The sequence below is a fragment of the Rahnella sp. BIGb0236 genome (assembly GCF_004364755.1).
GTDB classification, from domain to species: Bacteria; Pseudomonadota; Gammaproteobacteria; order Enterobacterales; family Enterobacteriaceae; genus Rahnella; species Rahnella victoriana.
Genome location: NZ_SOAO01000016.1, coordinates 72,421 through 97,292, shown reverse-complemented (window position 1 = coordinate 97,292; position 24,872 = coordinate 72,421). Strand labels below are relative to the sequence as shown.

The 24,872-nt window shown below is 51.8% G+C and carries 18 protein-coding genes; 9 read left to right on the top strand and 9 right to left on the bottom strand.

What is annotated here, in order from left to right; genetic code table 11:
• Positions 1-136: 136 nt before the first annotated feature.
• The 8 genes from mscS to tkt all read right to left on the bottom strand — a co-directional run bounded on the left by mscS (position 137) and on the right by tkt (position 12,915).
• On the bottom strand, positions 137-1,042 hold the full coding sequence (gene mscS / locus EDF78_RS22895) for a small-conductance mechanosensitive channel MscS (protein ID WP_119826888.1): 906 nt from the start codon (positions 1,040-1,042) through the stop codon (positions 137-139).
• A gap of 135 nt (positions 1,043-1,177) precedes the next feature.
• Entirely contained in the window at positions 1,178-2,446 is a 1,269-nt protein-coding gene (locus EDF78_RS22890; RefSeq protein ID WP_095924826.1) for an MFS transporter, read from the bottom strand.
• 60 nt (positions 2,447-2,506) lie between these two features.
• The gene (locus tag EDF78_RS22885; protein ID WP_133823961.1) at positions 2,507-5,605 is read right to left on the bottom strand and encodes a beta-galactosidase; all 3,099 of its coding nucleotides are present in this window, start codon (positions 5,603-5,605) and stop codon (positions 2,507-2,509) included.
• Positions 5,606-5,739: 134 nt separating this feature from the next.
• A complete protein-coding gene (locus tag EDF78_RS22880) occupies positions 5,740-6,822 on the bottom strand; it encodes a LacI family DNA-binding transcriptional regulator (RefSeq protein ID WP_133823960.1) in 1,083 nt (360 codons plus the stop codon).
• Positions 6,823-6,958: 136 nt separating this feature from the next.
• Entirely contained in the window at positions 6,959-8,038 is a 1,080-nt protein-coding gene (gene fbaA, locus EDF78_RS22875; protein WP_013576802.1) for a class II fructose-bisphosphate aldolase, read from the bottom strand.
• Between the two features lie 129 nt (positions 8,039-8,167).
• Entirely contained in the window at positions 8,168-9,331 is a 1,164-nt protein-coding gene (gene pgk, locus EDF78_RS22870) for a phosphoglycerate kinase (protein ID WP_095924823.1), read from the bottom strand.
• 72 nt (positions 9,332-9,403) lie between these two features.
• Complete coding sequence (epd, locus tag EDF78_RS22865; protein ID WP_133823959.1) at positions 9,404-10,420, bottom strand: erythrose-4-phosphate dehydrogenase; 1,017 nt, start codon at positions 10,418-10,420, stop codon at positions 9,404-9,406.
• A 500-nt stretch (positions 10,421-10,920) separates the two neighbouring features.
• Positions 10,921-12,915, bottom strand: a complete 1,995-nt coding sequence (gene tkt, locus EDF78_RS22860) for a transketolase (RefSeq protein WP_133823958.1) — start codon at positions 12,913-12,915, stop codon at positions 10,921-10,923.
• A 248-nt stretch (positions 12,916-13,163) separates the two neighbouring features.
• Between tkt and EDF78_RS22855 the strand changes: the two genes are divergently transcribed.
• From EDF78_RS22855 to EDF78_RS22815, 9 genes are all read left to right on the top strand, one after another.
• The gene (locus EDF78_RS22855; protein ID WP_119826893.1) at positions 13,164-13,916 is read left to right on the top strand and encodes a M48 family metallopeptidase; all 753 of its coding nucleotides are present in this window, start codon (positions 13,164-13,166) and stop codon (positions 13,914-13,916) included.
• A gap of 195 nt (positions 13,917-14,111) precedes the next feature.
• Positions 14,112-14,870 (top strand): M48 family metallopeptidase, encoded by a 759-nt coding sequence (locus tag EDF78_RS22850; RefSeq protein WP_095924818.1) that lies wholly within the window; start codon positions 14,112-14,114, stop codon positions 14,868-14,870.
• A 533-nt stretch (positions 14,871-15,403) separates the two neighbouring features.
• Complete coding sequence (locus EDF78_RS22845) at positions 15,404-15,991, top strand: fimbrial protein (RefSeq protein ID WP_095924817.1); 588 nt, start codon at positions 15,404-15,406, stop codon at positions 15,989-15,991.
• Positions 15,992-16,076: 85 nt separating this feature from the next.
• Positions 16,077-16,811, top strand: coding sequence for a fimbrial chaperone (locus tag EDF78_RS22840; RefSeq protein WP_095924816.1), 735 nt, complete (start codon positions 16,077-16,079; stop codon positions 16,809-16,811).
• Positions 16,812-16,857: 46 nt separating this feature from the next.
• Positions 16,858-19,485 carry an outer membrane usher protein gene (locus EDF78_RS22835; protein ID WP_133823970.1) on the top strand — a complete coding sequence of 876 codons (2,628 nt, stop codon included), beginning with the start codon at positions 16,858-16,860 and terminating at the stop codon, positions 19,483-19,485.
• 32 nt (positions 19,486-19,517) lie between these two features.
• Complete coding sequence (locus EDF78_RS22830) at positions 19,518-20,096, top strand: fimbrial protein (RefSeq protein ID WP_095924815.1); 579 nt, start codon at positions 19,518-19,520, stop codon at positions 20,094-20,096.
• 46 nt (positions 20,097-20,142) lie between these two features.
• Positions 20,143-20,712 carry a fimbrial protein gene (locus tag EDF78_RS22825; protein ID WP_095925285.1) on the top strand — a complete coding sequence of 190 codons (570 nt, stop codon included), beginning with the start codon at positions 20,143-20,145 and terminating at the stop codon, positions 20,710-20,712.
• A gap of 29 nt (positions 20,713-20,741) precedes the next feature.
• On the top strand, positions 20,742-21,344 hold the full coding sequence (locus EDF78_RS22820; protein WP_133823957.1) for a fimbrial-like protein: 603 nt from the start codon (positions 20,742-20,744) through the stop codon (positions 21,342-21,344).
• Positions 21,337-22,461, top strand: a complete 1,125-nt coding sequence (locus EDF78_RS22815; protein WP_119826899.1) for a fimbrial protein — start codon at positions 21,337-21,339, stop codon at positions 22,459-22,461. The genes EDF78_RS22820 and EDF78_RS22815 overlap by 8 nt, the downstream gene beginning before the upstream one ends.
• A 71-nt stretch (positions 22,462-22,532) precedes the next feature.
• On the opposite strand, the gene speA is transcribed toward EDF78_RS22815, so the two are convergent.
• Positions 22,533-24,515 (bottom strand): biosynthetic arginine decarboxylase, encoded by a 1,983-nt coding sequence (speA, locus tag EDF78_RS22810; protein ID WP_095924812.1) that lies wholly within the window; start codon positions 24,513-24,515, stop codon positions 22,533-22,535.
• Positions 24,516-24,872: the final 357 nt, after the last annotated feature.

Genomic DNA, 24,872 nt, shown 5'->3' with positions numbered 1-24,872 from the left:
TGTAAGGGCTTTGCTGGCATAAGAGGAAATGGATATTTCTAATCGGTCATTAGGCTGGCTTATCATCGGCGGGCGGGGGTTTCGGGCATGAAAAAGGCGCCCGCAGGCGCCTGTCATCGTAGGGATTCGGGAAGAATTACTCCGCCGTCCCTTTCTGCTCTATCGCGCGTTGTTCTTCCTGCTGACTGGCCGCTGCATTAGCGACCTGATAGAGATGAACATCCATTTGCGGATAAGCAATATTGATGTTGTTTTTATCCAGCGCGCGTTTGAACGATTCCAGCAGATCCCATTTCACGTTCTGCGCATCACCGTTGTTGGTCCAGGCGTAAACGATGAAATTCAGGGTTGAGGCCGCCATTTCGTTCAGGCGAACCACCACGTCTTTATCTTTCAATACGCGCTGATCGGCAGTGATGATGTCGGTCAGGATCTTCTTCACCAGATCGATATCCGAGTCATAACCCACGCCGATGGTCAGGTCGATACGGCTGGTCGGTTCGCGGGAGTTGTTGATGATGTTACCGGCGATGATTTTGCCGTTCGGCACCACAATGATTTTGTTGTCCGGCGTACGCAGGGTGGTGGAGAAAATCTGCACCTGAGTGACAGTCCCCGCCACACCGCCGAGATCGACATACTCACCGGCACGGAACGGACGGAAGATCACCAGCAAAACGCCTGCTGCAAAGTTAGACAGCGAGCCTTGCAATGCCAGACCGACGGCCAGACCGGCGGCACCGATCACCGCGATCACCGAGGTGGTTTGCACGCCTATCCGTCCCAGCACCGCAATCAGCGTGAACGCGATAATCGCATAACGCACCATGGCGGAAAGGAAGTCGGAAACCGTGACATCGATACCGCGAACTTTTAACACCCGGCTGACCGCGCCGGAAACGATGCGGGCGATGATCATCCCCACAATCAGAATGAAAATAGCGGCCACAATATTCACAGCGTAATGAAGCAGTAACGCCTGGTTTCTTACCAACCAGTTGCCAGCATTGTTAATGCTGCCCACAACGTTCAAATCATCCATTTAAAGTACCTCAAAATTACACCCTGACGGGCTGCAAGAAACCAAAGCTGCCCGACGATGCGGGCAGCAAGTGTGCTTTAAGGTTAACTAACAATGCGATGAAGTGCCAATCTGACGGTCAGGACTTCAGATAAATTAAGAATTTACAGCACTCTTATTCAGCGGCTCAGGGGTTTTGAATGCCTGAAGCGGTCCGCGTCCGGTCAGCGTAAAGGCAGAAATCACCGTGAAGGTCAGCGCGACCAAGCCGAGGATCAGATAGGTGCCGTGGAAGCCGATACGGTCATACATGTTGCCCGCAAACACCGACATAAAGATGATCGCCACCTGTTTGAAGAAGCAGAACGTCACCAGATAAATCGTTGCCGAGAAACGCACCTCAAAGACGGAGGTGATGTATTTGAAACAACCGACAATCAGGAACGGCACTTCAAACATATGCAGGGTTTTCAGTACCACCACTTCCAGCGGCGATGACGCGAAAGAGGAGCCGATGATGCGTACTGACATGATCGTCCCGGCCAGCAGCAGCGCATTCTTGCCGCCAATGCGGTTCACGATCAGCGGCGCGAAGAACATGATGCAGGCGTTCAGCAGTTCGCCCATGGTGGTCACATAGCCAAAGACGCGCGTGCCTTCTGAAGACGATGTGAAGAACGAGGTAAAGAAGTTAGCAAACTGCTGGTCGAACACGTCGTAGGTACAGGAAACGCCGATGACGTACAGCGCCAGGAACCACAGTTTTTTATCTTTCAGCAGTTCGACCGCCAGTTTGAGATTGAAGGGTTTGGTGTTCGCCCCCAGTTCATTAGCCACGCGGGCACTGGAGGTGACTTCCGGTTTGGCGATCAGCAACAGGATGGCGAGGATCACCGCACAGCCGGAGCCGAGCCAGAACACAAATTCATTATCGATGGTAAACATGATGCCAACCACCGACGCACACAGCGCCCAGCCGACACACCCGAACATCCGCGCGCGGCCAAATTCAAAGCTGCTGCGACGGCTGACTTTTTCGATATAGGCTTCAATCGCAGGCGCACCGGCGTTGTAAATCAGGCCAAGATAAATCCCGCCGACCACCGATCCCAGATAGATATTGATTTTTAGCAGCGGGCCAAACACGTAGATAAAGAACGGCGCGAACAGGATCAGCATGCCGGTAATGATCCACAACAGATGTTTTTTCAGCCCCAGTTTATCGGCCAGTAAACCAAACACCGGCTGGAACAACAGCGAGAACAGCGAAATGCTGGCAAAGATAATGCCGGTGTCACTTTTGCTGATCTGATTGATGTCATGCAGCCAGATCGGGAAGAACGGGAAGTAGGCTCCCATGATGAAAAAGTAGAAGAAGAAGAACAGCCCGAACATCCAAAAGTTAGTATTTTTCAGGTAATACATAAGCAGTTTCCTTACGTCTGAATACTGCGCTGCGGCGCGTTAACGCCACAGCGCGGGATGTCAGGCACGTTTCCAGGTGAGTGAATAACGATACTGGCCGGCGGTCAGCAGGAAATCAGGGCTGACGCTCGGACTCCACGAATCATCCCCCCCGACGCCCATATGGAAGCCGTCGATGTTCAGCCAGGTGCCCTCTTCTTCGCGCAACAGGTGGCGATGGCTGGTTTCCATCAGCTGTTGCAGGCTGTAGCGGCTCAGGCCAAAGTGGAAATTGCCGCGCAGCTTCCATCCGGCGTAATCCAGCTCGCGGGTTTCTCCACGCAGGCCGTTTTCGGTCGGGAAAACATAGGGCGTGTAGAGTTCGCCAAGTGGCAACGTCCAGCGCCCGTGTTGTGCGGCCAGACGACGATCCGGATAGTTTTCATGCGGTCCCAGCCCCAGCCAGCTGACATTCTCTGCCGTTTCCGCCAGCTGACAGGTAAGGCCGATACGTCCCGGCGACGGCACGTTTGACGCCACGCGGACATCGGCGCTGATATGCAGCTCGCCCTGATTATCGATGCGGAAAATCTTGCGGCTCAGCAGACGCGTTTCGTCCCCCGCCATGTACGCGTGGGTGGTGATGATCACCACGCCGTCCTGCAACTGATCGGCGGAAATGTTTAATAAACGCGATTCCAGCTGATACATCCCGGCGGCTTTCCAGCGTTCAACCCAGGCATTCGGATCGATACGGGTGACTTCGCTGACGCCGATATCGTTATCCACCGGCGCACGGACAAACTGGTCACGCAGCGCAGAAAGCAGACGCGGCTTTTTGCCATCAAACCACTGCTCCAGCAATCCGCTCTGATGGCTGAACTGCCAGCGTTGCGCGCCATGCAATACCGTGATCTGATCGCCCTGCTGATCCAGCACCGGCGCGGCGGCGGAGATTTTTTCGGGAACCGGCAACGTCAGCGGCTGCGGCAGCTGCCATTGATCCCAGGCACTGCGGTGACCGGCGTCTGACCAGGCCGTCGCCTGCGGCTGATGCACGGCGACGTTCAGCCACAGATCACCTTCTGCCGGCGGGATATCGCCCAGATTGAGGGTTTGCTTGCCGTTTGGTGCAATATTCAGCGCGGCCTCGCCCTGCGAAATCACCTCGCCGTCACGTTCGATACGCCAGACCAGTTGTTCGTTGTCGCTGTGACGGAACAGATATTCGCTGTGGATTTCCAGCGTCAGCGGCGCGGTGCTGATCAGCGAGAACTGGAAGAATTGCTGGGCGCGCTGCGCTTCAAACAACGACGGGTGCGGCGTGCGGTCAGCAAACACCAGACCGTTCATGCAGAACTGGCGGTCGTTTGGCGTATCGCCAAAATCACCGCCGTAGGCCATATAACGCCCGCCGTCTTCGCCGGTGCGCAGCAGACTCTGATCGACCCAGTCCCAGACAAAACCGCCCTGCAGACGCGGGAACTGGCGGAACGCTTTCCAGTATTTATCGAAGCCGCCAAAGCTGTTGCCCATCGCATGGGCGTATTCGCAGAGGATCAGCGGACGCGTTTCGTCCGGCATGCTGATCCACTTTTTGATTGACCATTTCGGCACTGCCGGGAAGGGCTGATCCTGCTCAACACGGGAATACATCGGGCAGATAATGTCAGTTGCCGCGCTGTTGGCGCCGCCGCCTTCGTACTGCACCGGACGGGTCGGATCGACAGATTTGATCCAGCGGTAAAGCGCATCGTGATTCGCGCCGTGGCCGGATTCGTTGCCCAGTGACCAGATGATGATGCACGGATGGTTGCGGTCGCGCTGAACCATACGGGTAACGCGTTCGCTGAAAGCATTGAACCATACCGGATCATCCGACAGACGGTTCATCGGCTGCATGCCGTGGGTTTCGATATTGGCTTCATCGACCACATACAGGCCGTATTGGTCACACAGCTTGTACCACAGCGGATGGTTCGGATAATGCGAGCAGCGCACGGCGTTAAAGTTGTGCTGTTTCATCAGCACGATGTCGCGGCGCATCGTTGCTTCGTCCATCACCTGACCGTTTTCAGGATGATGCTCGTGACGGTTGGTGCCGCGGATCAGTACCGGCTGACCGTTCACTTTCAGCAGCCCGTTGCTGATTTCCACCTGACGGAAACCGACGTCGCAGGCTTCGGCTTCAAGAAGCTGCCCCTGCGGCGAAATCAGGGAAACCACCGCGCGGTATAATGCGGGCTGTTCTGCACTCCACAAGGCGGGCTGACTGACCGGCAGACGCAGCGTGGTGCGGTCAAAGGCCGCCCCGCGTTCATCAATGATGTCGCTGCCGAGCGGTTGCTGATGTTCCGCCACCGGTTTATCGCCCTGCCACAACTGGACGCGCACCTGATAATCCGCGGCGTTTTCCTGCGGCACGGCGGCGCTGACCTGCACTTCCAGTTCGGCCTGGGTGAAACCGTGGAACAGATGCGTGCGCACCTGCATGTCAGTAATTTGTTCCGCCGGTTTATGCAGCAAGGTGACATCGCGGAAAATCCCGCTCATGCGCCACATATCCTGATCTTCCAGATAGCTGCCGTCGCTCCAGCGCAGCACCATCACCGCCAGCCGGTTTTCACCCGCATGCAGTACGCCGCTGAGATCGAATTCGGCCGGTAAACGGCTGTCCTGCGAATAGCCGACCCACTGACCGTTACACCATAAGTAGAAAGCAGAATTCACGCCGTTGAACACAATGCGCGTCTGCCCGCAGGTCAGCCAGTCATTATCCACAGAAACTGTGAGCGAGTAACAACCGGTAGGGTTTTCTTCCGGCACAAACGGCGGATTGACCGGGATCGGATACTGAACGTTGGTATAAATCGGCGCGTCGTATCCCGCCAGTTGCCAGTTAGAGGGCACTTGCACAAGATCGGCACCGTCCAGATCCTGTTGCAGCCATTGCTCAGGCACGGCTTCGGGACGGGTGAAATAGCTGAATACCCACTCGCCATTCAGGCTGCGAACTTGCTCTGAAGCCTTACCCTCTCTGGCTTTCTCAGCATTTCGCCAGCTGCTGAATGGCGGATGCGCAGGTAATCTGTTGCACTGCGTCGAGGCCGGTTTTTCCCAGTCACGGCGGGCCAGAACAGTGGCCAGTGATGATAATGTATCTTCCGATGATGACGTCATAATGTTTCCCCGCTAAATTGTTATGCGCTCACAATCATATAAACATGCGTAACCGTGAGGCGTAAGTAAAGCGGAGGGATGCGGGAAAGGGACGCGGATCACAAATTCCGCGTCAGTCTGTTCTGAAAAGGGGGTTACAGCGCGCTGAGCTGGCGGGCGATGCGGATCAGTTCCTGCGACAAGGCTTCCTGTGACACATTGTCTTCGCCGGGTCTGGCGGTTGTGTGGCGTTCCACCAGGGACGTGGGCAGTAACAGCGAGGATTGCTGATGATCGCCATGCGTATGCAGATGCTCAACCAGCCGGTTAATGCTCTCGTGCCCGAGCAGGCGGAAATCCTGTTTGATGGTGGTCAGCGGCGGGAAGAAAAAGGCGCTGTCTTCGGTGTCGTCATAGCCAATCACCGAGATCTGTTCCGGCACCCGCAAACCAAACTCATGGACGGCACGCAGGACACCCAGCGCCATCTGGTCATTGGCGACCAGAATAGCCGTAGGACGTACCGGCTGACTGAGCAACAACAGGGCCTGCTGATAACCGGACGCCGCGCTCCAGTCGCCGTGCTGAACCGCACAGGGCGTAATATGGTGCGTCGCCAGCGTCTTCAGCCAGCCTTCATAGCGCAGTCGCGCAGAGATGGATTCCAGCGGGCCGGTCAGCACCGCGATCTGCTGATGACCGAGTGTCAGCAAATGTTCCACGCCCTGCTCTGCCCCGCAATGCGGATCGAACAGAATCTTGAACACATCCGCCTGCGGATCCACATCCAGAAACAACGCCGGTAAATTGCCACAAAGCCGGGCGATCGCGTCAGCGTCGTCATTCGACAGCGGCACGTTGATCAGCACGCCATCGACCCGCTGCGACATCAGTTCATTCACCGCCGTACGGCACGCAGCAAGGCTCAGGTTATCAATCATCGAAATCACGACGTTGAAGCCTAACTGGTTCGCGCGGGTTTTCATCGCCGAGGCAATTTGTGACGGCGCATGCAGGGCCAGTTCGGTGGTCGCCAGACCCAGCGTGTAACTTTGTTTGCCCGCCAGTTGCTGGGCGACACGGTTCGGAACGTAATTCAGCGCCGCCATCGCCTGTTCGACTTTATTGCGCGTTCTGACCGAGACGTGCGCAGCCTGATTCAGGACGCGCGAAACGGTCTGATAAGACACACCGGCGTGGCGCGCGACATCATCGAGGGTGACAGATTTTGGCTTCATGGCTCTCTCTTCGGGGATTCTGGCGAAACACAGATAACGGGCTATTGTGGCCGGAAAGCAGGCAATAAAAAAGGGGCCGAAGCCCCTTTGACGATTATCCTCACATTCCGGTGGTCAAGCACCGGAAGCGTAAGAATTACAGTACGTCGATCGCGTTCAGTTCTTTGAATGCCAGTTCCAGGCGAGTCACCATGGAAGACTGTGCAGAACGCAGCCATACGCGCGGGTCATAGAATTTCTTGTTAGGTTTGTCCGCGCCTTCCGGGTTACCCAACTGACCTTGCAGGTAAGCTTCGTTTTTCTTGTAGAACTGCAGGATGCCGTCCCAGTTAGCCCACTGGGTGTCGGTATCGATGTTCATTTTGATAACACCGTAACCTACAGATTCTTTGATTTCTGCTGCAGTAGAACCGGAACCGCCGTGGAACACGAAGTTCAGGCTGTTGTGTGGCAGGTTGTGTTTCTTGCACACGTATTCCTGAGAATCACGCAGGATCGTTGGAGTCAGTTTAACGTTACCTGGTTTGTAAACACCGTGTACGTTACCGAATGACGCAGCGATAGTGAAACGCGGGCTGATAGCGTTCAGTTTTTCGTATGCGTAATCAACGTCTTGTGGCTGAGTGTACAGTGCAGATGCGTCCATATGGCTGTTGTCCACGCCATCTTCTTCACCGCCGGTACAACCCAGTTCGATTTCCAGAGTCATGTCGATTTTTGCCATGCGCGCTAAGTACTTGCTGCAAATTTCGATGTTTTCTTCCAGAGATTCTTCAGACAGGTCGATCATGTGTGAAGAGAACAGTGGTTTACCGGTTTTCGCGTAGTGAGCTTCACCCGCGTCCAGCAGACCGTCGATCCATGGCAGCAGTTTTTTCGCGCAGTGGTCGGTGTGCAGGATAACCGGCACGCCGTAATGTTCTGCCATCTGATGCACGTGGTGCGCGCCAGAGATTGCGCCCAGGATTGCCGCGCCTTGTGGCACGTCAGTTTTCAGACCTTTACCCGCGATGAACGCAGCGCCACCGTTGGAGAACTGAACGATAACCGGTGAACGGACTTTCGCAGCAGCTTCGAGAACGGCGTTGATGGAGTCAGTACCTACGCAGTTAACTGCTGGCAGAGCAAATTTGTTTTCTTTAGCAATAGCGAAAACTTTCTGTACATCATCACCAGTGATAACGCCTGGTTTTACGAAATCAAAAATTTTAGACATAGTTCTTTGTCCTGTATTCGTCGGCCGTAGATGGATTGAATCGGTTTGCTATGTCGCGCGGGTTCCACTGTGCAGCCCCCCGCGCGGCAAAGAAGAACGGACAGCGTTATGCTCCCCGTTCAGGGTTCATTACTTCTTAGCACGCTCTTCCAGCATCACAACCGCTGGCAGTGCTTTCCCTTCAACGAATTCCAGGAATGCGCCACCGCCAGTGGAGATATAGGAAATTTTGTCAGCGATACCGAACAGGTCGATAGCTGCCAGAGTGTCGCCGCCGCCTGCGATAGAGAATGCTTCGCTGTCAGCAATGGCCTGCGCCACAATTTCGGTCCCTTTACGGAAGTTAGGGAACTCGAACACGCCTACAGGACCATTCCACAGAATGGTTTTAGCGTTTTTAATGATCTCAGCCAGACGGTTTGCAGACTCATCGCCCATGTCGAGAATTTGTTCGTCATCTTTGATGTCTTTCACAGACTTCACGGTCGCGGTGGCCGTTTCAGAGAACTCGGTCGCCACGCGAACATCGGTAGGAACAGGAATGTCGCAGGTTTCCAGCAATTTGCTTGCGGTACCGACCAGGTCTGCTTCGTACAGAGATTTACCCACGTTGTTGCCCTGAGCCGCCACGAAGGTGTTCGCGATACCACCGCCAACGATCAGCTGGTCAGCGATTTTGGACAGGGAATCCAGAACGGTCAGTTTGGTAGAAACTTTAGAACCACCCACGATAGCGACCATCGGACGCGCCGGGTTACCCAGTGCTTTACCCAATGCTTCCAGTTCTGCTGACAGCAGCGGACCCGCACAGGCGATTGGCGCAAATTTGCCCACGCCATGAGTAGAAGCTTGCGCGCGGTGCGCAGTACCGAATGCGTCCATCACATAGATGTCACACAGGGCAGCATATTTTTTGGACAGGGCTTCGTCGTCTTTCTTTTCGCCTTTGTTGAAGCGAACGTTTTCCAGAACAACCAGCTCGCCTTCGGCAACTTCAACGCCATCCAGATAGTCTTTAGCCAGACGTACAGGAGAAGACAGTTTGTCTTTCAGGTAGTTAACAACCGGCAGCAGAGAAAACTCTTCGTTATATTCGCCTTCAGTCGGACGACCCAGATGCGAGGTAACCATCACGCGTGCGCCTTGTTTCAGGGCAATTTCGATGGTTGGTAAAGAAGCGCGGATACGTGCATCTGACGTTACTTTGCCATCTTTAACTGGCACGTTCAGATCGGCACGGATCAGTACGCGTTTACCCGCTAAATCCAGATCGCTCATCTTAATAACAGACATGGTGAATCCTCTCGTTGATTCTCTTTAAAGTTGCTTGAAGGCAATTTCGGCCAGAAGGCCGGAACAGCCGTACTAGAAACCGCTGGAGGACATTGCCAATGTTGTATCCAACATTCGGTTGGCAAAACCCCACTCGTTATCGCACCAGACAAGTGTCTTAATCAGGTGCTGTCCACTTACCCGCGTCTGCGTTCCATCTACGATGGCGCTGTGGGGATCGTGGTTAAAATCTGTCGAGACTAATGGTAGTTCGGTATAGTCAACTATACCACGAAAAGCACCTGTTGCGGCCTTTTGCAGCAGCTGGTTCACCTCGTCTACCGTCACAGAACCCCCGACAAATACGCTCAGATCAATGGCTGTGACATTGATTGTCGGCACGCGCACCGAGATCGCTTCAAAGCGATCGCAGAATTTAGGCATGATGCGCGTGATCCCTGCGGCCAGTTTGGTATCGACCGGGATAATGGACTGGCTGGCGGCGCGCGTACGGCGTAAATCCGCATGGTACGCATCAATCACCGGCTGGTCATTCATCGAGGAATGGATGGTCGTTACCGTGCCGGACTCAATACCAAAGGCATCGTCGAGCAGCTTGATCACAGGGATAATACAGTTGGTGGTGCAGGACGCATTGGACACAATGCGGTGCTGACGTTCGAGCAACTCGTGGTTCACACCGTAAACCACCGTGGCGTCAAGATCATGACCGCCCGGATGCGCGAACAGAATTTTTTTGGCCCCGGCCGCAAGCTGGGCTTCTCCGTCTTCACGGCTGCCATAAACGCCGGTGCAATCGAGCACCACGTCAATGCTCAGTTCGCCCCATGGCAACTGGCTGGCATCAGGCTGATGAAGTAAACGGATGGAGTCGTCGCCGACGTAAAGATTTTCACCTTCCTGGCGGACATCCCAGGCGAAGCGCCCGTGGCTGGAGTCGTATTTAAGCAGATGGGCCATGCCTTCTGGGCTGGCAATTTCATTGATGGCAATGACGGAGATTTCCGCCCGACGCCCGGATTCGTATAACGCGCGCAATACGCTACGGCCAATGCGACCAAAGCCATTAATTGCAATACGTATTGGCATACATCTCCCTGTTACACGGTTGTTACTCAATTTCAGTAACACCTATAGTAATGCAGCGTGCGTTTACGGTGAATCACCATCATCATCTGTTCGCACAAAGCGTGCGGCAAAAAAGTTTCAGTTTCAGGCACGATAACAACCTGGTGACGATGTTAAGCTCAAATAGCCCGACTGAAACGGTTCAGCTGAGAATAAACCAAACGATGATTAAAAGGAATAATTCCCAGAAAACAGACGCATTAATCGCACCGATCGCTGAAAAAAACACCAGGCAATTCTGTGTATTCACAGTGATTTTACTTTTTCATCACCTTTTAGACAGTGATTTTTCGCAAAAACTGACTGAATGAAACACTTTCAGAATGCGGGCAGTGTAGCCGAGTCCACCTTAGCGGGGTTTGACCTGCGTCATTTCGCAGGAAACTGAGAACCCGCGCATGAAAATCCGGGCGAAAAAAAAGCACCCGAAGGTGCTTTTAAGCAGTTTTAAGAAAGCGGAATTACTTCAGTAACGCCTGTGCCTGAGCCACAACGTTATCAACAGTGAAACCGAATTCTTTGAACAGCAGCTCTGCCGGAGCAGATTCGCCGAAGCTGTGCATACCGACGATAGCGCCATTCAGGCCCACGTATTTGAACCAGTAATCCGCGATACCGGCTTCCACTGCCACACGGGCAGAAACCGCTTTCGGCAGGACAGATTCACGGTAAGCCGCGTCCTGTTTGTCGAAGGCATCGGTGGATGGCATGGAAACCACACGGACTTTGGTGCCCGCAGCAGCCAGTTTGTCCGCCGCTTCTACCGTGATACCGACTTCAGAACCGGTCGCGATCAGGATCACTTCTGGTGTGCCGTCGCAATCTTTCAGCACATAACCACCGCGCGCCACGTTGGCTAATTGCTCAGCGGTACGTGGTTGCTGGGTCAGGTTCTGACGGGAGAAGATCAGGGTCACCGGGCCGTCGTTACGCTCAATCGCGTATTTCCATGCCACAGCAGATTCAACCTGATCCGCAGGACGCCAGGTGCTCATGTTTGGCGTAACGCGCAGGCTGGCGATTTGCTCAACCGGCTGGTGCGTCGGGCCATCTTCGCCCAGACCGATGGAGTCATGGGTGTAGACGAACACGTTGCGGATTTTCATCAGCGCAGCCATACGAACGGCATTACGTGCGTATTCCACGAACATCAGGAAGGTTGCAGAGTACGGCAGGAAACCGCCATGCAATGCGATACCGTTGGTGATGGCGGTCATACCGAATTCGCGCACACCATAATGGATGTAGTTACCCGCCTGATCGTCGCCGATAGACTTAGAACCGGACCACATGGTCAGGTTGCTTGGCGCCAGGTCAGCCGAGCCGCCGAGGAATTCTGGCAACACTTTACCGAACGCTTCCAGCGCATTCTGAGACGCTTTACGGCTGGCGATGTTTGCAGGGTTAGCCTGCAGCTGTTCGATGAATTTCTGTGCTTCGGTTTCCCAGTTTGCTGGCAGCTCGCCGTTCACACGACGTTTGAACTCTTTTGCCAGTTCCGGGTGGGCTTTAGCGTAAGCATCAAACTTGTCGTTCCATGCCGCTTCTTTGGCCTGACCGGCTTCTTTTGCATCCCACTGCGCATAGATGTCTTGCGGGATTTCAAACGCAGCGTATTTCCAGCCCAATGCTTCACGGGTTGCCGCCACTTCAGCAGCACCCAGCGCCGCGCCGTGTACATCGTGAGTACCGGCTTTGTTCGGTGAACCGAAACCGATCACGGTTTTGCACATCAGCAGGGAGGGCTTATCGGTCACTTTATGTGCTTCTTCGATAGCCGCTTTGATGGCGTCAGGATTGTGACCATCAACGTGACGCACAACGTGCCAGCCGTACGCTTCGAAACGTGCCGCGGTGTCATCGGTGAACCAGCCTTCTACGTGGCCGTCGATGGAGATCCCGTTGTCATCATAAAACGCGGTCAGTTTGCCGAGTTTCATGGTACCGGCCAGAGAACACACTTCGTGAGAAATGCCTTCCATCATGCAGCCGTCGCCCAGGAATGCATAAGTATGGTGATCGACGATGTCATGACCTGGTTTGTTGAACTGTGCAGCCAGCGTACGTTCTGCGATAGCAAAACCGACGGCGTTGGCGATGCCCTGCCCCAGCGGACCGGTGGTGGTTTCAACGCCAGGGGTGTAACCGTATTCAGGGTGACCCGGGGTTTTGGAGTGCAGCTGACGGAAGTTCGCCAGCTCGCTCATCGGCAGATCATAGCCAGTGAGGTGCAGCAGGCTGTAAATCAGCATAGAACCATGACCATTGGACAGCACGAAGCGGTCGCGGTCAGCCCAGTGCGGGTTTGTCGGGTTATGGTTCAGGTAATCGCGCCACAGCACTTCGGCAATGTCTGCCATGCCCATAGGGGCACCAGGGTGGCCGGAATTCGCTTTCTGCACGGCATCCATACTAAGTGCGCGAATAGCGTTCGCAAGCTCTTTACGAGAGGACATGTTCTACTCCAGGTCGGATTAAAAAAGCAGTCAAGAAAGTCATTTTCTCAGACTCGGCATTAAAACGGCAATCTCTAATCACTCTCGTGATTAAGTTCACGAAATCCGCTTTTAAATCAGTGCGTTTTTTCGGACTTACACTATAGATCGGGCGCTGCGAAAAACCTACCTTAACGCTATCCTTACAGTAAGGGCCTTTTTGGGGCCGAATTTTCTGTTTTGTACACTCTCTCCGGGAACCTCAATTGATGAAATTTCATCCTGTTATGTTAAGTCTGTTTGCAGCCACGCTGGTCAGCGGCTGTGCCACGGTCAATACCGATACCTTAATGCAGTCCGGCGCACAGGCTTATCAGGCGTATACGCTGAGCGATGCCGACGTCAAAACGCTGAGCGTGCAGTCGTGTGAAGAAATGGATAAAAAGGCACAAATTGCGCCCGACAGCAGTGAATATGCACAACGCCTGAAAAAAATCTCGGCAGCGCTGGGCGATAATATCAACGGCACGCCGGCCAACTATAAGGTGTATCTGACTAAAGACGTCAACGCCTGGGCAATGGCGAACGGCTGTATCCGCGTTTACAGTGGTCTGATGGACATGATGAACGACAATGAAGTGGAAGGCGTACTCGGCCACGAAATGGGCCACGTCGCACTCGGTCATACCCGCAAAGCCATGCAGGTGGCGTACAGCGCGACGGCGGCGCGATCTGCGATTTCATCTCTCGGCGGCGTCAGCGCCACATTGTCACAGTCGCAACTTGCCGATCTGGGCGAGAAATATGTCAACGCGCAGTTCTCGCAGAAACAGGAATCAGAAGCGGACGATTACTCTTTCGACCTGCTGAAAAAACGCGGTATCGATCCGACCGGTCTGGCAACCAGTTTTGAGAAGCTGGCTAAACTGGATCAGGGAAGCAGCATCGGCTGGTTTGACGACCACCCTTCCTCAGAAGCGCGGGCGAAACACATCCGCGAGCGAATTGCTGCCGGGAAATAATGATAAAGGAAGAGATGCATCATCAGGTGTATCTCTTTTTTATTCAGAAAGTTATTTCTGCATGTTCCGTAAAACAGAAAGCGCCACTGCACAGAATCTGAAAATATTACGTCCCGCTGTATTTCCCTCGCTTACTTGTCCTGTTTGGTTATTCTTCCTGCGCTGTATCATTTAACTGTCAAAGGAAGATGGATTATGAATTTTCGTATTACCTCAATCGCGTTAAGCGTTGCCGTATTATTAACGGGCTGTCAGAACGGCTCACTCAATACGGATGCATTAATGAAATCCGGTTCAGATGCCTATAAAGCGGCAACGCTGACCGATCAGGACGTCATCAATATGACCGAAGGATCGTGTAAAGCACTGGACGCGGAATCTAAAATCGCCTCATCAAAAAGCAAATACACCAAACGTCTGAATAAAATTGCCAAAAATCTCGGTAATGACATCAACGGCAGACCGGCTAACTATAAAGTCTATCTCACCAGTGACGTCAACGCCTGGGCGATGGCCAACGGCTGTATCCGCGTTTACAGCGGTCTGATGGATCTGATGACGGATGACGAAGTCGAAGGCGTACTGGGGCATGAAATGGGGCACGTCGCGCTCGGTCACAGCAAAAAAGCCATGCAGGTCGCCTACAGTGCTTCTGCCGCGCACAATGCAGCGGGCGCAGCCGGTGGCATAGCCGGACAACTTTCCAGTACCCAACTGGCAGATCTGGGTGAAGAACTCATCAACGCACAATTCTCACAGAAACAGGAATCTGATGCGGATGATTATTCCTATGACTTGCTGAAAAAACGCGGCCTGCCAACACAAGGCCTGGTGACCGGTTTTGAGAAGCTGGCAAAAATGAGCGGCAGCAGCGAGAAGAGTTTATTCAGCTCGCATCCGCCCTCTCAGGAACGCGCTGACCATATCAAGGCACGCATTGCACAAGGTAAATAACGCCAGAGTTTGTCACGCATACGCCGTCACCGGCGCGTGATATCACTGCGTTAATCATTCAGGCACCTGCGGGTGCCTTTCTTTTCCCCGATGTTCCCACCTCCCGGCCGTTTACTGCGCCTTGTTTATTATTCACACAACTCATCACCCGTTGTCTTAATTCACAGCCAATAGCACAATTTGTTTATCATTCTCATAGATCGTAAAGCGTTACACATCATATATTTTGATAGGTGTTTCTGGCAGGATTTCCACTTCAATTAAATAAACTGATCCTCAAGATCTCTTAATCTGATAATTAATAACGACCGAAAGAACAAAACTCAATAGTAAAAACTTAATCATTAAATTGGGTTTACTTATTCTGAATAACCAATAAGAATTATTTAGTTACATTTATATCACCTTAATTTCAATTTGATCTCAATATCAACGGGAATTACACTCCAACACCAATAAGCCGTTAAAAGCTTATTTAATTACTATCCCTTTATTTAATACCTTTGTTATTTTAATAATGAAAAGGACATTTCATGAAAAAGATTAATACGCTTCTCCCTTTATCCGTATTTTGTCTGGCGTTCGGCAGCCTATCTGCACAAGCAGCCGATATCGGGTTAATTACCTTTGATGGCGCGGTATCTGATACCACGTGCGAAATCACCACCAATAACGGTATTGCCGCCAATAACGTGACCATTTCTATGCCTGTTGTCACCAAAGCCGCGGTGGATGCCACCACGCTGGCAGCGGGCGGTGTCGGGGCGAAAGAGTTCGAACTGATGCTGAACGACTGTGGAGAATCCGTGACCAAAGCGACCGTCAGCTTCTCTTCTCAGCAGTTTGCCGAATTGTCTAATGGCACGCTGAAACCTGACTCCACGGTCTCTGGCTCGGCGCAAAACGTCAGTGTTGCGTTGTACAACAACACGACAACCAACGTGAACCAGGTACTGGTCGGTGATCCGACTGATGTGCCACAAAGCGTCACCCTGGCCGACGGACGTGGTGTGTTTGCCTATAAAGCGGCTTACGTTCCAAGCGCTGACTGGTCTGAAAGCAACTCGGTTCATGCAGGTAAAGTGAATACTAACGTCACCTTCACCATGGCTTACGAATAAACATTATCGCTGTTTAGCGAATGATTAAGCGAGCCACCGGCAGAGAGGTGGCGCGCTTTTATTATAAAATTATCCAGAGGGAACTATGAATTTTATATCTGCTAAAAAAATTATTGCATGCAGTCTGGCAATGCTGGGATTTATTGCATCTGATGCCAGTGCAGATATTGTTATCTCCGGCACCCGGGTTATCTATCCTGCTCAGGCAAAAGAGGTCACGGTAAAACTGGATAACCGTGGCGAGAAAGCGTTGCTGGTGCAGGCGTGGATGGATGACGGTCGTGAAGATATTAATCCGCAGGAGATGAAAATTCCTTTTCTGGTGACGCCACCTATTTCTCGCATGAATGCCAAACAGGGCCAGACTATTAAAATTGCCAGTCTTGGCGGAAACCTGCCACAAGATAAAGAAAGTATCTTTTGGTTTAATGTGCTTGAAATCCCCCCTAAAGCGAAAAGCACTACCGATGAGAATTTACTTCAGCTGGCTTTCCGTACGCGCATCAAAGTCTTTTATCGTCCGGAAGGACTGAAAGGATCGCCTTCAGAAGCGGCGACGGCCCTGACATGGAAAATCGTCAAAAAGGATCAGCAGGTATTTACCGAGGTTAACAATGCCTCTCCTTATTTTGTCACGGTGAATGAAGCGACCCTCAATGCCAATGGCAGTAAGTATGACATTGAAAAAAATATGGTTGCGCCAGGTTCGTCGAAGCTGATGAAAGTCAACGGATTAAGCCAGCCGGTCAGCGCAGGGAAAATAACCTATTCCGCCATCAGTGATTACGGCGGAAATATCAATCACGACTTTTCGCTTTAAACAAAACACATCCGAAGCGTCATTCCATTAGAAAGCCAGTAATATGATGAAATTAAATAAAATTATAAGTGGATTATTACTGCTTCCATTGACTCAGGGCGTGATGGCCTTGTGGTCGCCGTTATCCGTGGCGGAAACCGTGGCGGCAAAGGATGTCACTGCGGATGAAGATGAAACGGTAGAATTTGACAGCCAGTTTCTCTACAACACACTGGACAGTGACAAAATAGATACCCGGCGTTTCAGCAAAGGGAATCCCATTATTCCGGGTATTTATAGCGTCGGCATTTTTGTGAATGGCACGCTGAAACTCAATACAAAAGTCACTTTTATCGATAATGGCAGCGCCACGGCCAGCGCCTGCCTGACGCCAAAACTCCTTGAACAGCTCGATATTCTTCTGGAAAACGCCGACACGCCGGACACCGGTCCGCAAGACGCCGGGCAAAACGCCGCTTCCTGTGAGGAACTCAGTAACAAACTGAGCGGTTCACGGGTCCGGTTTGATACCGCCGAACAGCGACTGGATATCACGGTTCCGCAAATCTATCTCGCCAAACATCCCGCCGGTTATGTGAATCCGGCCCTGTGGGAAGAAGGCATCACCGCGTTCATGCTGTCGTACGATTTTAACGCCTACCGTTCTGCCGCTGACGGGGATTCCCGCGACAGTGCATACGGCGGTTTAAATTACGGTGCGAACTTTGCCGGCTGGCGTTTTCGTGCAAGAGGGTCAACCAACTGGGACCAGGAAAACGGTGTCACCTATTCCAGTCAGGATGCTTATGTTCAGCACGATATTACCGCGTTAAAAGCCCAGTTCGTGCTGGGCGATACCTACACCCAGGGCGACACCTTTGATTCGATCAGTCTGAGAGGATTTCGGATATTCAGTGACAGCCGCATGCAGCCGGGTTCAGCGAGCAACTATGCGCCGGTGATCCGTGGTACAGCAAACAGTAATGCGAAAGTGACGGTCCGCCAGAGTGGTTCGGTGATTTATGAAGTGACGGTTCCACCGGGTCCTTTTGTCATTGATGACATCAATCCGACCGGCTATGGCAACAGTATCGACGTGACTGTAGAAGAGTCTGATGGCAGCAAACGGACGTTTTCATTGCCCTACTCTTCGGTGACGCAGATGCTGCGCCCCGGTAATACCCGCTGGGATATCGGCGTCGGCAAACTCAATGACAGTTCATCCGGTAATTCCCCTGACGTGGCGGTGCTGACGGGCTATTACGGTATCAGTAATACCTTCACGGGTTATGCCGGTATTGAGGCGATGTCATCCGATTACGTGTCCGCATTAGCGGGACTGGCCATGAACACCCCTGCCGGGGCATTTGCTTTTGATATTACGCACTCACGCGCGGATATCGATAGCGATAAATCAATGGAAGGTCAGAGCTACCGTATTTCCTATAATAAGCTGTTAACCGAAACCAATACCTCGCTGAATGTGGCCGCTTACCGGTTCTCAACACAGGATTATCTGAGCCTGCAAGATGCGGCATCGCTGCAAGATGAGATGAATGATGATTCTTTGAATAAAGAAGAAACGTTTAAAAACTACGACAGAATGAAAAACCAGATTCAGATTAATATTAATCAGCCTCTGGAATATGCGGAACAAGATTATGGTTCGCTTTATCTGACAGGCAGTTGGGAGTCGTACTGGAATCAGAGTAAAAAAACCTCGCAGTTTTCTCTCGGATATAATAATGCCTGGCGCTGGATTAACTACAGCATTTCATTACAGCGTGACTATAACGAGAATGGCGATCAGGATAACCGCCTTTATATTAGCCTGAGCATTCCTTTAGAAAATCTGTTTGCGCTGGGTAAACGTCCTGGTGGATTTACCAATCTGAATACCGGCTTGAGCACTGACTTTAAGGGCACGTCGCAACTGGATATGAGCGCAGGCGGTTACAGCGAGGATAACCGTTATAACTACAGTGTTAACACCTCCTCTTCACTGGCTGATTCCCAAAGCTTAAATCAGATTGGTGGATACGGAAGTTATAACAGCGCGTATGGCCCCATGAGTCTTTCCGCCTCTTTAACCGATGACGGCGGACGGCAGGCTTCATTTGGTTCCAGCGGAGGGATGGTGGTTCATGCAGGTGGTATTACTTTTGCTCCCGGAAATATCAACGACACCGATACGCTCGCGCTGGTTAAAGCCAAAGGGGCAAAAGGCACAAAAATGAGTGTGGGTGAAGGCCGGATTGACAGTAACGGGTATGCGGTCACCCCTTATCTTTCGCCTTATCGGGAAAACAACGTCGGTCTGGACATCAGCACACTGGAGACGGACGTTAATATTGTTAACACCAGCACCATTACCTATCCACGCAGTGGTTCAGTGGTATTAGTTAATTTCGAGACTGATGAAGGTCGCTCGGTTATTATGGAACTGCAGCGTTCCGATAACGGTTTTATTCCTTTAGGCGCTGATGTCTTTAATGATAAAAATATCCTCGTCGGAAATATTGGACAAGGCGGAAGAGCTTTCATTCGTGGTATTGACGATAAAGGGACACTTCATGTTGTTTGGGGAAGTGAGTCTGACCAATCCTGTAAAATTAATTACTCTATTTCAGAAAACCCCGAAAAAGTGAACCTGACGGTCATGTTAAAAAATATCGCTTGTAAAATGACAGATTGATTTCTGAGAAAACAGAATAAACAGGAAAAAAGATGATAAAGGAATACAGAACATTATTATCGCCATGCGCTGCCTTATTTTTCGGCATGAATATGGCACCGGTTTACGCACAAAATGTCAATGTTACTTTTAGCGCCAACATAATTGAAACAACGTGTGAAATGAAACTGGAAGGCGGCACAGGCAATGGCATCAACAACACGATCCCTATTGGTTCCGGCGGGAAGGTCAGTTTAGATAAAATCATTTCGGGAGATAATGCTGCTACCGCGACCTTCAAGATAAAAATTGTGGAATGCCCAGCGGGAATAACCTCGATTAAAACTACCGTCATTGGAACGCAGTCAGGTTATCTGGCTACGGCGCTCATCAGCAGTCTTAGCGGAGAAGGCGCTTCGACCTTTTTGGGTGTTTCTATTGCCCGCAGCTCTGCGTCAAATCGACCTTTTGTTATAAATTCCACTAATGACAGCGAACGGCTTAACTGGAGCAGCGCAGAAATCAGCGCAAAAGAGGTTTCACTGATTTCCCGCCTGGTAGAAACACAGTCAGGCAAAGGAACAACCGGTAATTTCAGCGGCGTAGCCACGTTTAATTTCAACTATGAATGACGCAGAAAAAAACAGATTTCAAACGATCTGCACGGAGAGGAACAACGTGAAATCCAAAAATATTTGGCTGCTTTCAGCGGCATTCATCATCACTTTTTCAACACAGGCCGTTGAGCTCACACCAACGGAAAATCTGACGGCCACCTTTACGTCCACTATTGAAGCAGGCACCTGCGTCGCGCAGATTCAAAATGCCGCCGGCGCCCCGACATCATCCATCAACTTTAATGATGTCTATAAATCGGAACTGAAACAGAAAAGTAAAATACAGCCTTTCAAACTGGTTTTTAGTGCCTGTTCGGGCGTTAAATCGGCAGATATTACGGCCAACCCAACGTCAGGGGGATGTTCGGGGGCGGACTCAAATGGTGATTCTTTTTCCAATAACGGCGGCTCAGCCTCCGCCGCCGCGGTCGAACTCTGGCGCAATGCACCCGACAGCGGGAATCAATTTAGTTGTGCGAACAGAGCCACACCACAAACCATCGCGCTTACCCCGGCAGGCACAACGTTGAATATGAATGCCCGAATGGTGATTGCGGCAGGCCGCACGATATCAGATGTCACTACCGGGAGTTTTATTGCCCCAATCACATTTGTGATCATCTATCAATAAATGACCTGAATAAAATCAACGGAATTCTTATGACAAACCACCCGGCCAATAAAAATAGAATATTATTTCGGATATCCGCGTTATTGCTTGCGGGGTGTTCTTTTGGCGTTGGTGCGCAAGATGATCTCAGTCTGAATATTCAGGCCAATATTCTTGAGACAACCTGTCAGTTAACGGTACAGAATGGCGGTGCCATTCATTTGCCCACGGTCAGTGTCAATTATTTTTCCGACCGGGGTTCCCCGCCTTCGCCAATATTGCCGACCGATCAGTTGGGGGGTTATCCTTTTACCCTGAGCCTGAGCGAATGCAATGATCTGATCGAGAATGTTCATTTCAGTTTCGCCCCGCAGTCAGGTAATTTCGCATCGGGCTCTAAACAGGTATTTATCAGCGAAACTGACGGTTCAGCGGATGGCGCAAAAAACGTGGGTCTGGTGATTTTTTCCCGGGAATACAATACCAATGTACTGGAGGCCGACGGTTCTTCCGATGTGAATTTCCCGATGAACGCTGCAACGCCCGTGGCTGAAAAAACGGACTATCACTTTTATACCCGTTATCAGAATACAGGTGCTGTCTCAGCCGGTCAGGTAACCTCGAAAGTATTAGTGAGCGTAAGCTATGAATAATCATTTATCTTTTAATTCGGTATCTATACGTTCGTCTCGTTTCATCCGCGCATTCACTTTTATTGCTTTATTAGTACTAACGGGGTGTTTAATCGTTAAACCGGCTGATGCGGCAAAAGAATGTTATTTCAAGGATGCCCCCTACACCGCAACATTAAGCTTTTCCGGCTCTGTGGTTTCTCTGCTACCGCACGTGACCAGTACGCAAATGATTACGGACTTAAATCAAAAAGCAACCACAACGAAGAGTGCCCGTACTGATTGTCGCGCCGGAGATTCCGGTGAGATTTTATATGGCATAGCAGGCGCCGTTTCTCAGACTGGCTATTATTCAGATGTTTCCCCCACTGCGGGGTTATATGCTACCAATATCCCGGGGATCCTTTATTCAGTTCAAATCAGAGGCACTGGTGGCGCCGGCAACATTAAGGCTTTCATGCCTTATTTTTACGGTTCAAGTGAGAGGATGGCAATGAACACTGAAGACATGGAAAGTAGTATGGATTGGGGGCAATGGTATGATTACTATATTGTGCTTTTTCAGACACCCCAGTTTACCGGTATTCCCAGTGGCGTGACCTCCATTCAGCCGGCTACCCCAGGGTATATCGGCGCTTTCAGGGTAGGTAAAGAGGATACTGACAATCATCGCATCAGCCTGGATATGAGTAGTTTCTCCTTCCCGGTGAAAACGCCAACCTGTACTTCTCTGGTGAGTAGTGTGGGCGGCGGTACCATCCCGCTGGGGGATTACAGTGCAGCAAAAGTCAATTCAGGCGCTACCAGCGTGATGAAATTCAGTCTTAATGCTTCAGGCTGTACGAATGTGAATATGTTTAAGACCCGGGTAACGACGAACATTGTCGCACCGGGGAACAATATGTTATTGGGTAATTCAGTGACGTCAAATGCGGCAACCGGTGTGGGGGTGAAAATCACCACAGGTTCTGGCAGCCAGTTAAAACCTAACGACACTAATTCCATTTACTCAGTGACAGATTTAAATATGCCTTCATCTAAACAATTACAGTTTAACGCGCAACTAGTCGGCGATTCCAAAAGTATTTCGGTAGGACGTTTCTCAGCTACCGGCACTTTTGTTGTTAATTATGAATAATTAAAAAAACGGCGAAGGGATCACCCTTCGCCATATGTTGTGACGGAAACACGGCGTATTATTTCGCCGCCTTATTCGTCTTCTTCCAGATACGTATAACCGTATAAACCGGATTCAAATTCTTCAACGAACTGCGCCTGCAGTTCTGCATCCAGATCGGTTTCTTTCACCTGATCGCGGAAACGGGCCAGCAACACATTCGGATCCAGTTGCACATACTCCAGCATGTCCGCCACGGTATCGCCTTCGTCGGACTGCTGCACTTCAATGCTGCCGTCAGGGAAGACAAACACATCCACCGCCGCGGTATCGCCGAACAGGTTATGCATGTTGCCGAGGATTTCCTGATACGCGCCGACCATAAAGAAGCCCAGTACCGGCGGATCCTCCGGATCGTACGGCGGCATTGGCATGGTCGTGGCTACGCCGTCACCGTCGATGTAATGATCGATGGTGCCGTCGGAATCGCAGGTAATGTCCAGCAGCACCGCACGGCCAACCGGTGGTTTGTCCAGACCTTCCAGCGGCAGAACCGGGAACAGCTGATCGATACCCCACGCATCCGGCATCGACTGGAACAGCGAGAAGTTGACGTACAGTTTGTCCGCCATACGTTCCTGCAATTCGTCGATGATCGGACGGTGTGCGCGGTTGCTTGGATCCAGCTGATCCTGAATTTTATTACAGATATTCAGGTAGATGTCTTCCGCCCAGGCGCGCTGCGTCAGATCCAAAATCCCGTGCGCATATTGCGAATGGACGTCGTGCAAATCCATCTGGCTGTCGTGCAGCCATTCACGCAGAGAACGGCGGTTTTCCGGATCGTGCATTTCGTTCCAGGTATCCCACATGCTGCCCAGTGCGCGCGGCGCGTCATTTTCAGGCGCCACCGGCTCTTTGAATTCGTTACGCTCAACGCCAATCACGTTGGAAACCAGCACGGTATGGTGCGCGGTTACGGCGCGGCCAGACTCGGTGATCACCGTCGGATGCGGCAGGCCATGCTCATTACAGGCGTCGCCGATACCCCAGATGACGTTGTTGGCGTATTCGTTCAGGCCATAGTTCACGGAGCAGTCAGACTGTGAACGGGTGCCTTCGTAATCCACACCCAAACCGCCGCCGACGTCGAAGCACTGAATGTTGACGCCCAGCTTGTGCAGTTCGACGTAGAAACGCGCGGACTCACGGACTCCGGTAGAGATATCGCGGATATTCGCCAGCTGCGAACCCAGATGGAAATGCAGCAGTTGCAGGCTTTCCAGACGCCCTGCTTCGCGCAGCATTTCGACCAGTTGCAGCACCTGAGACGCCGCCAGACCAAATTTGGATTTCTCGCCGCCGCTGGACTGCCATTTGCCGGAACCCTGCGAAGACAGACGCGCACGTACGCCCAGACGCGGGATCACGTTCAGACGTTCGGCTTCTTCCAGCACCAGTTTAATCTCAGTCATCTTCTCGATAACCAGATACACCTTGTGACCGAGTTTTTCGCCGATCAGCGCCAGACGGATATATTCGCGGTCTTTATAGCCGTTACAGACGATAACGGAACGGGTCATCCCGGCGTGTGCCAGAACGGCCATCAGCTCGGCTTTCGAGCCGGCTTCCAGACCCAGCGGTTCACCGGATTCCACCAGCGATTCGATCACGCGGCGGTGCTGGTTTACCTTAATCGGGTACACCAGGAAGTAGTCACCCTCGTAACCGAACGATTCACGCGCACGTTTGAACGCGGCGTTAATCGAACGCAGACGGTGCTGCAAAATTTGTGGGAAACAGAACAATGCAGGCAGACGCTGACCGTCCTGCTCACGCATGTCTTTCACCAGTTGTGCCAGATCAACACGGGCAGAAGGCTCGTCAGGATCCGGGCAGACACTGATGTGGCCCAGTTCGTTGACGTCATAATAATTGTTACCCCAATAGGCAACGTTGTAAGTGCGCAGCATCTTGCTGGCATCACGATCGTTCACGGCAACCTCCTGCATGGAGCGCAAAGAAACAGTATCGCCCGCGAGTGACGGACGGTGGGACTGGATGTCATCAGACATAGGTAAATCCTCTTTCTATACTGACAACATGGCCAGCCACTATCGCAGTAACAACAGGTGAGAACAACCCGCAAGGCTGGCTTTCAGACAGGATAAAACCCTGCGAGCCACAGCCACGGGACTGTTTTCCACTCATATCATTGTAAAACACGTTTTTAGACTCCGTGTAACGAGTCGGGAGAAATCAGGGGCAGATGCCCCAAGAGGTTGCAGGCTACATCAGTATTATGTCGGGATTGCGATGTTCACGCAGACCGGAGATTACTGAGTAGCGTACCGATGTCGGCAACTGACCTGTCTACAGGCAGGCTGTCTTAAACATCGCAGAGAGTTCAGACGTTTTACTGAAAGAAATGC

Coding starts and splice junctions, on each gene's coding strand:
- mscS (WP_119826888.1), bottom strand. CDS start 1,042: ATGGATGATTTGAACGTTGTGGGCAGCATTAACAATGCTGGCAACTGG.
- EDF78_RS22890 (WP_095924826.1), bottom strand. CDS start 2,446: ATGTATTACCTGAAAAATACTAACTTTTGGATGTTCGGGCTGTTCTTC.
- EDF78_RS22885 (WP_133823961.1), bottom strand. CDS start 5,605: ATGACGTCATCATCGGAAGATACATTATCATCACTGGCCACTGTTCTG.
- EDF78_RS22880 (WP_133823960.1), bottom strand. CDS start 6,822: ATGAAGCCAAAATCTGTCACCCTCGATGATGTCGCGCGCCACGCCGGT.
- fbaA (WP_013576802.1), bottom strand. CDS start 8,038: ATGTCTAAAATTTTTGATTTCGTAAAACCAGGCGTTATCACTGGTGAT.
- pgk (WP_095924823.1), bottom strand. CDS start 9,331: ATGTCTGTTATTAAGATGAGCGATCTGGATTTAGCGGGTAAACGCGTA.
- epd (WP_133823959.1), bottom strand. CDS start 10,420: ATGCCAATACGTATTGCAATTAATGGCTTTGGTCGCATTGGCCGTAGC.
- tkt (WP_133823958.1), bottom strand. CDS start 12,915: ATGTCCTCTCGTAAAGAGCTTGCGAACGCTATTCGCGCACTTAGTATG.
- EDF78_RS22855 (WP_119826893.1), top strand. CDS start 13,164: ATGAAATTTCATCCTGTTATGTTAAGTCTGTTTGCAGCCACGCTGGTC.
- EDF78_RS22850 (WP_095924818.1), top strand. CDS start 14,112: ATGAATTTTCGTATTACCTCAATCGCGTTAAGCGTTGCCGTATTATTA.
- EDF78_RS22845 (WP_095924817.1), top strand. CDS start 15,404: ATGAAAAAGATTAATACGCTTCTCCCTTTATCCGTATTTTGTCTGGCG.
- EDF78_RS22840 (WP_095924816.1), top strand. CDS start 16,077: ATGAATTTTATATCTGCTAAAAAAATTATTGCATGCAGTCTGGCAATG.
- EDF78_RS22835 (WP_133823970.1), top strand. CDS start 16,858: ATGAAATTAAATAAAATTATAAGTGGATTATTACTGCTTCCATTGACT.
- EDF78_RS22830 (WP_095924815.1), top strand. CDS start 19,518: ATGATAAAGGAATACAGAACATTATTATCGCCATGCGCTGCCTTATTT.
- EDF78_RS22820 (WP_133823957.1), top strand. CDS start 20,742: ATGACAAACCACCCGGCCAATAAAAATAGAATATTATTTCGGATATCC.
- EDF78_RS22815 (WP_119826899.1), top strand. CDS start 21,337: ATGAATAATCATTTATCTTTTAATTCGGTATCTATACGTTCGTCTCGT.
- speA (WP_095924812.1), bottom strand. CDS start 24,515: ATGTCTGATGACATCCAGTCCCACCGTCCGTCACTCGCGGGCGATACT.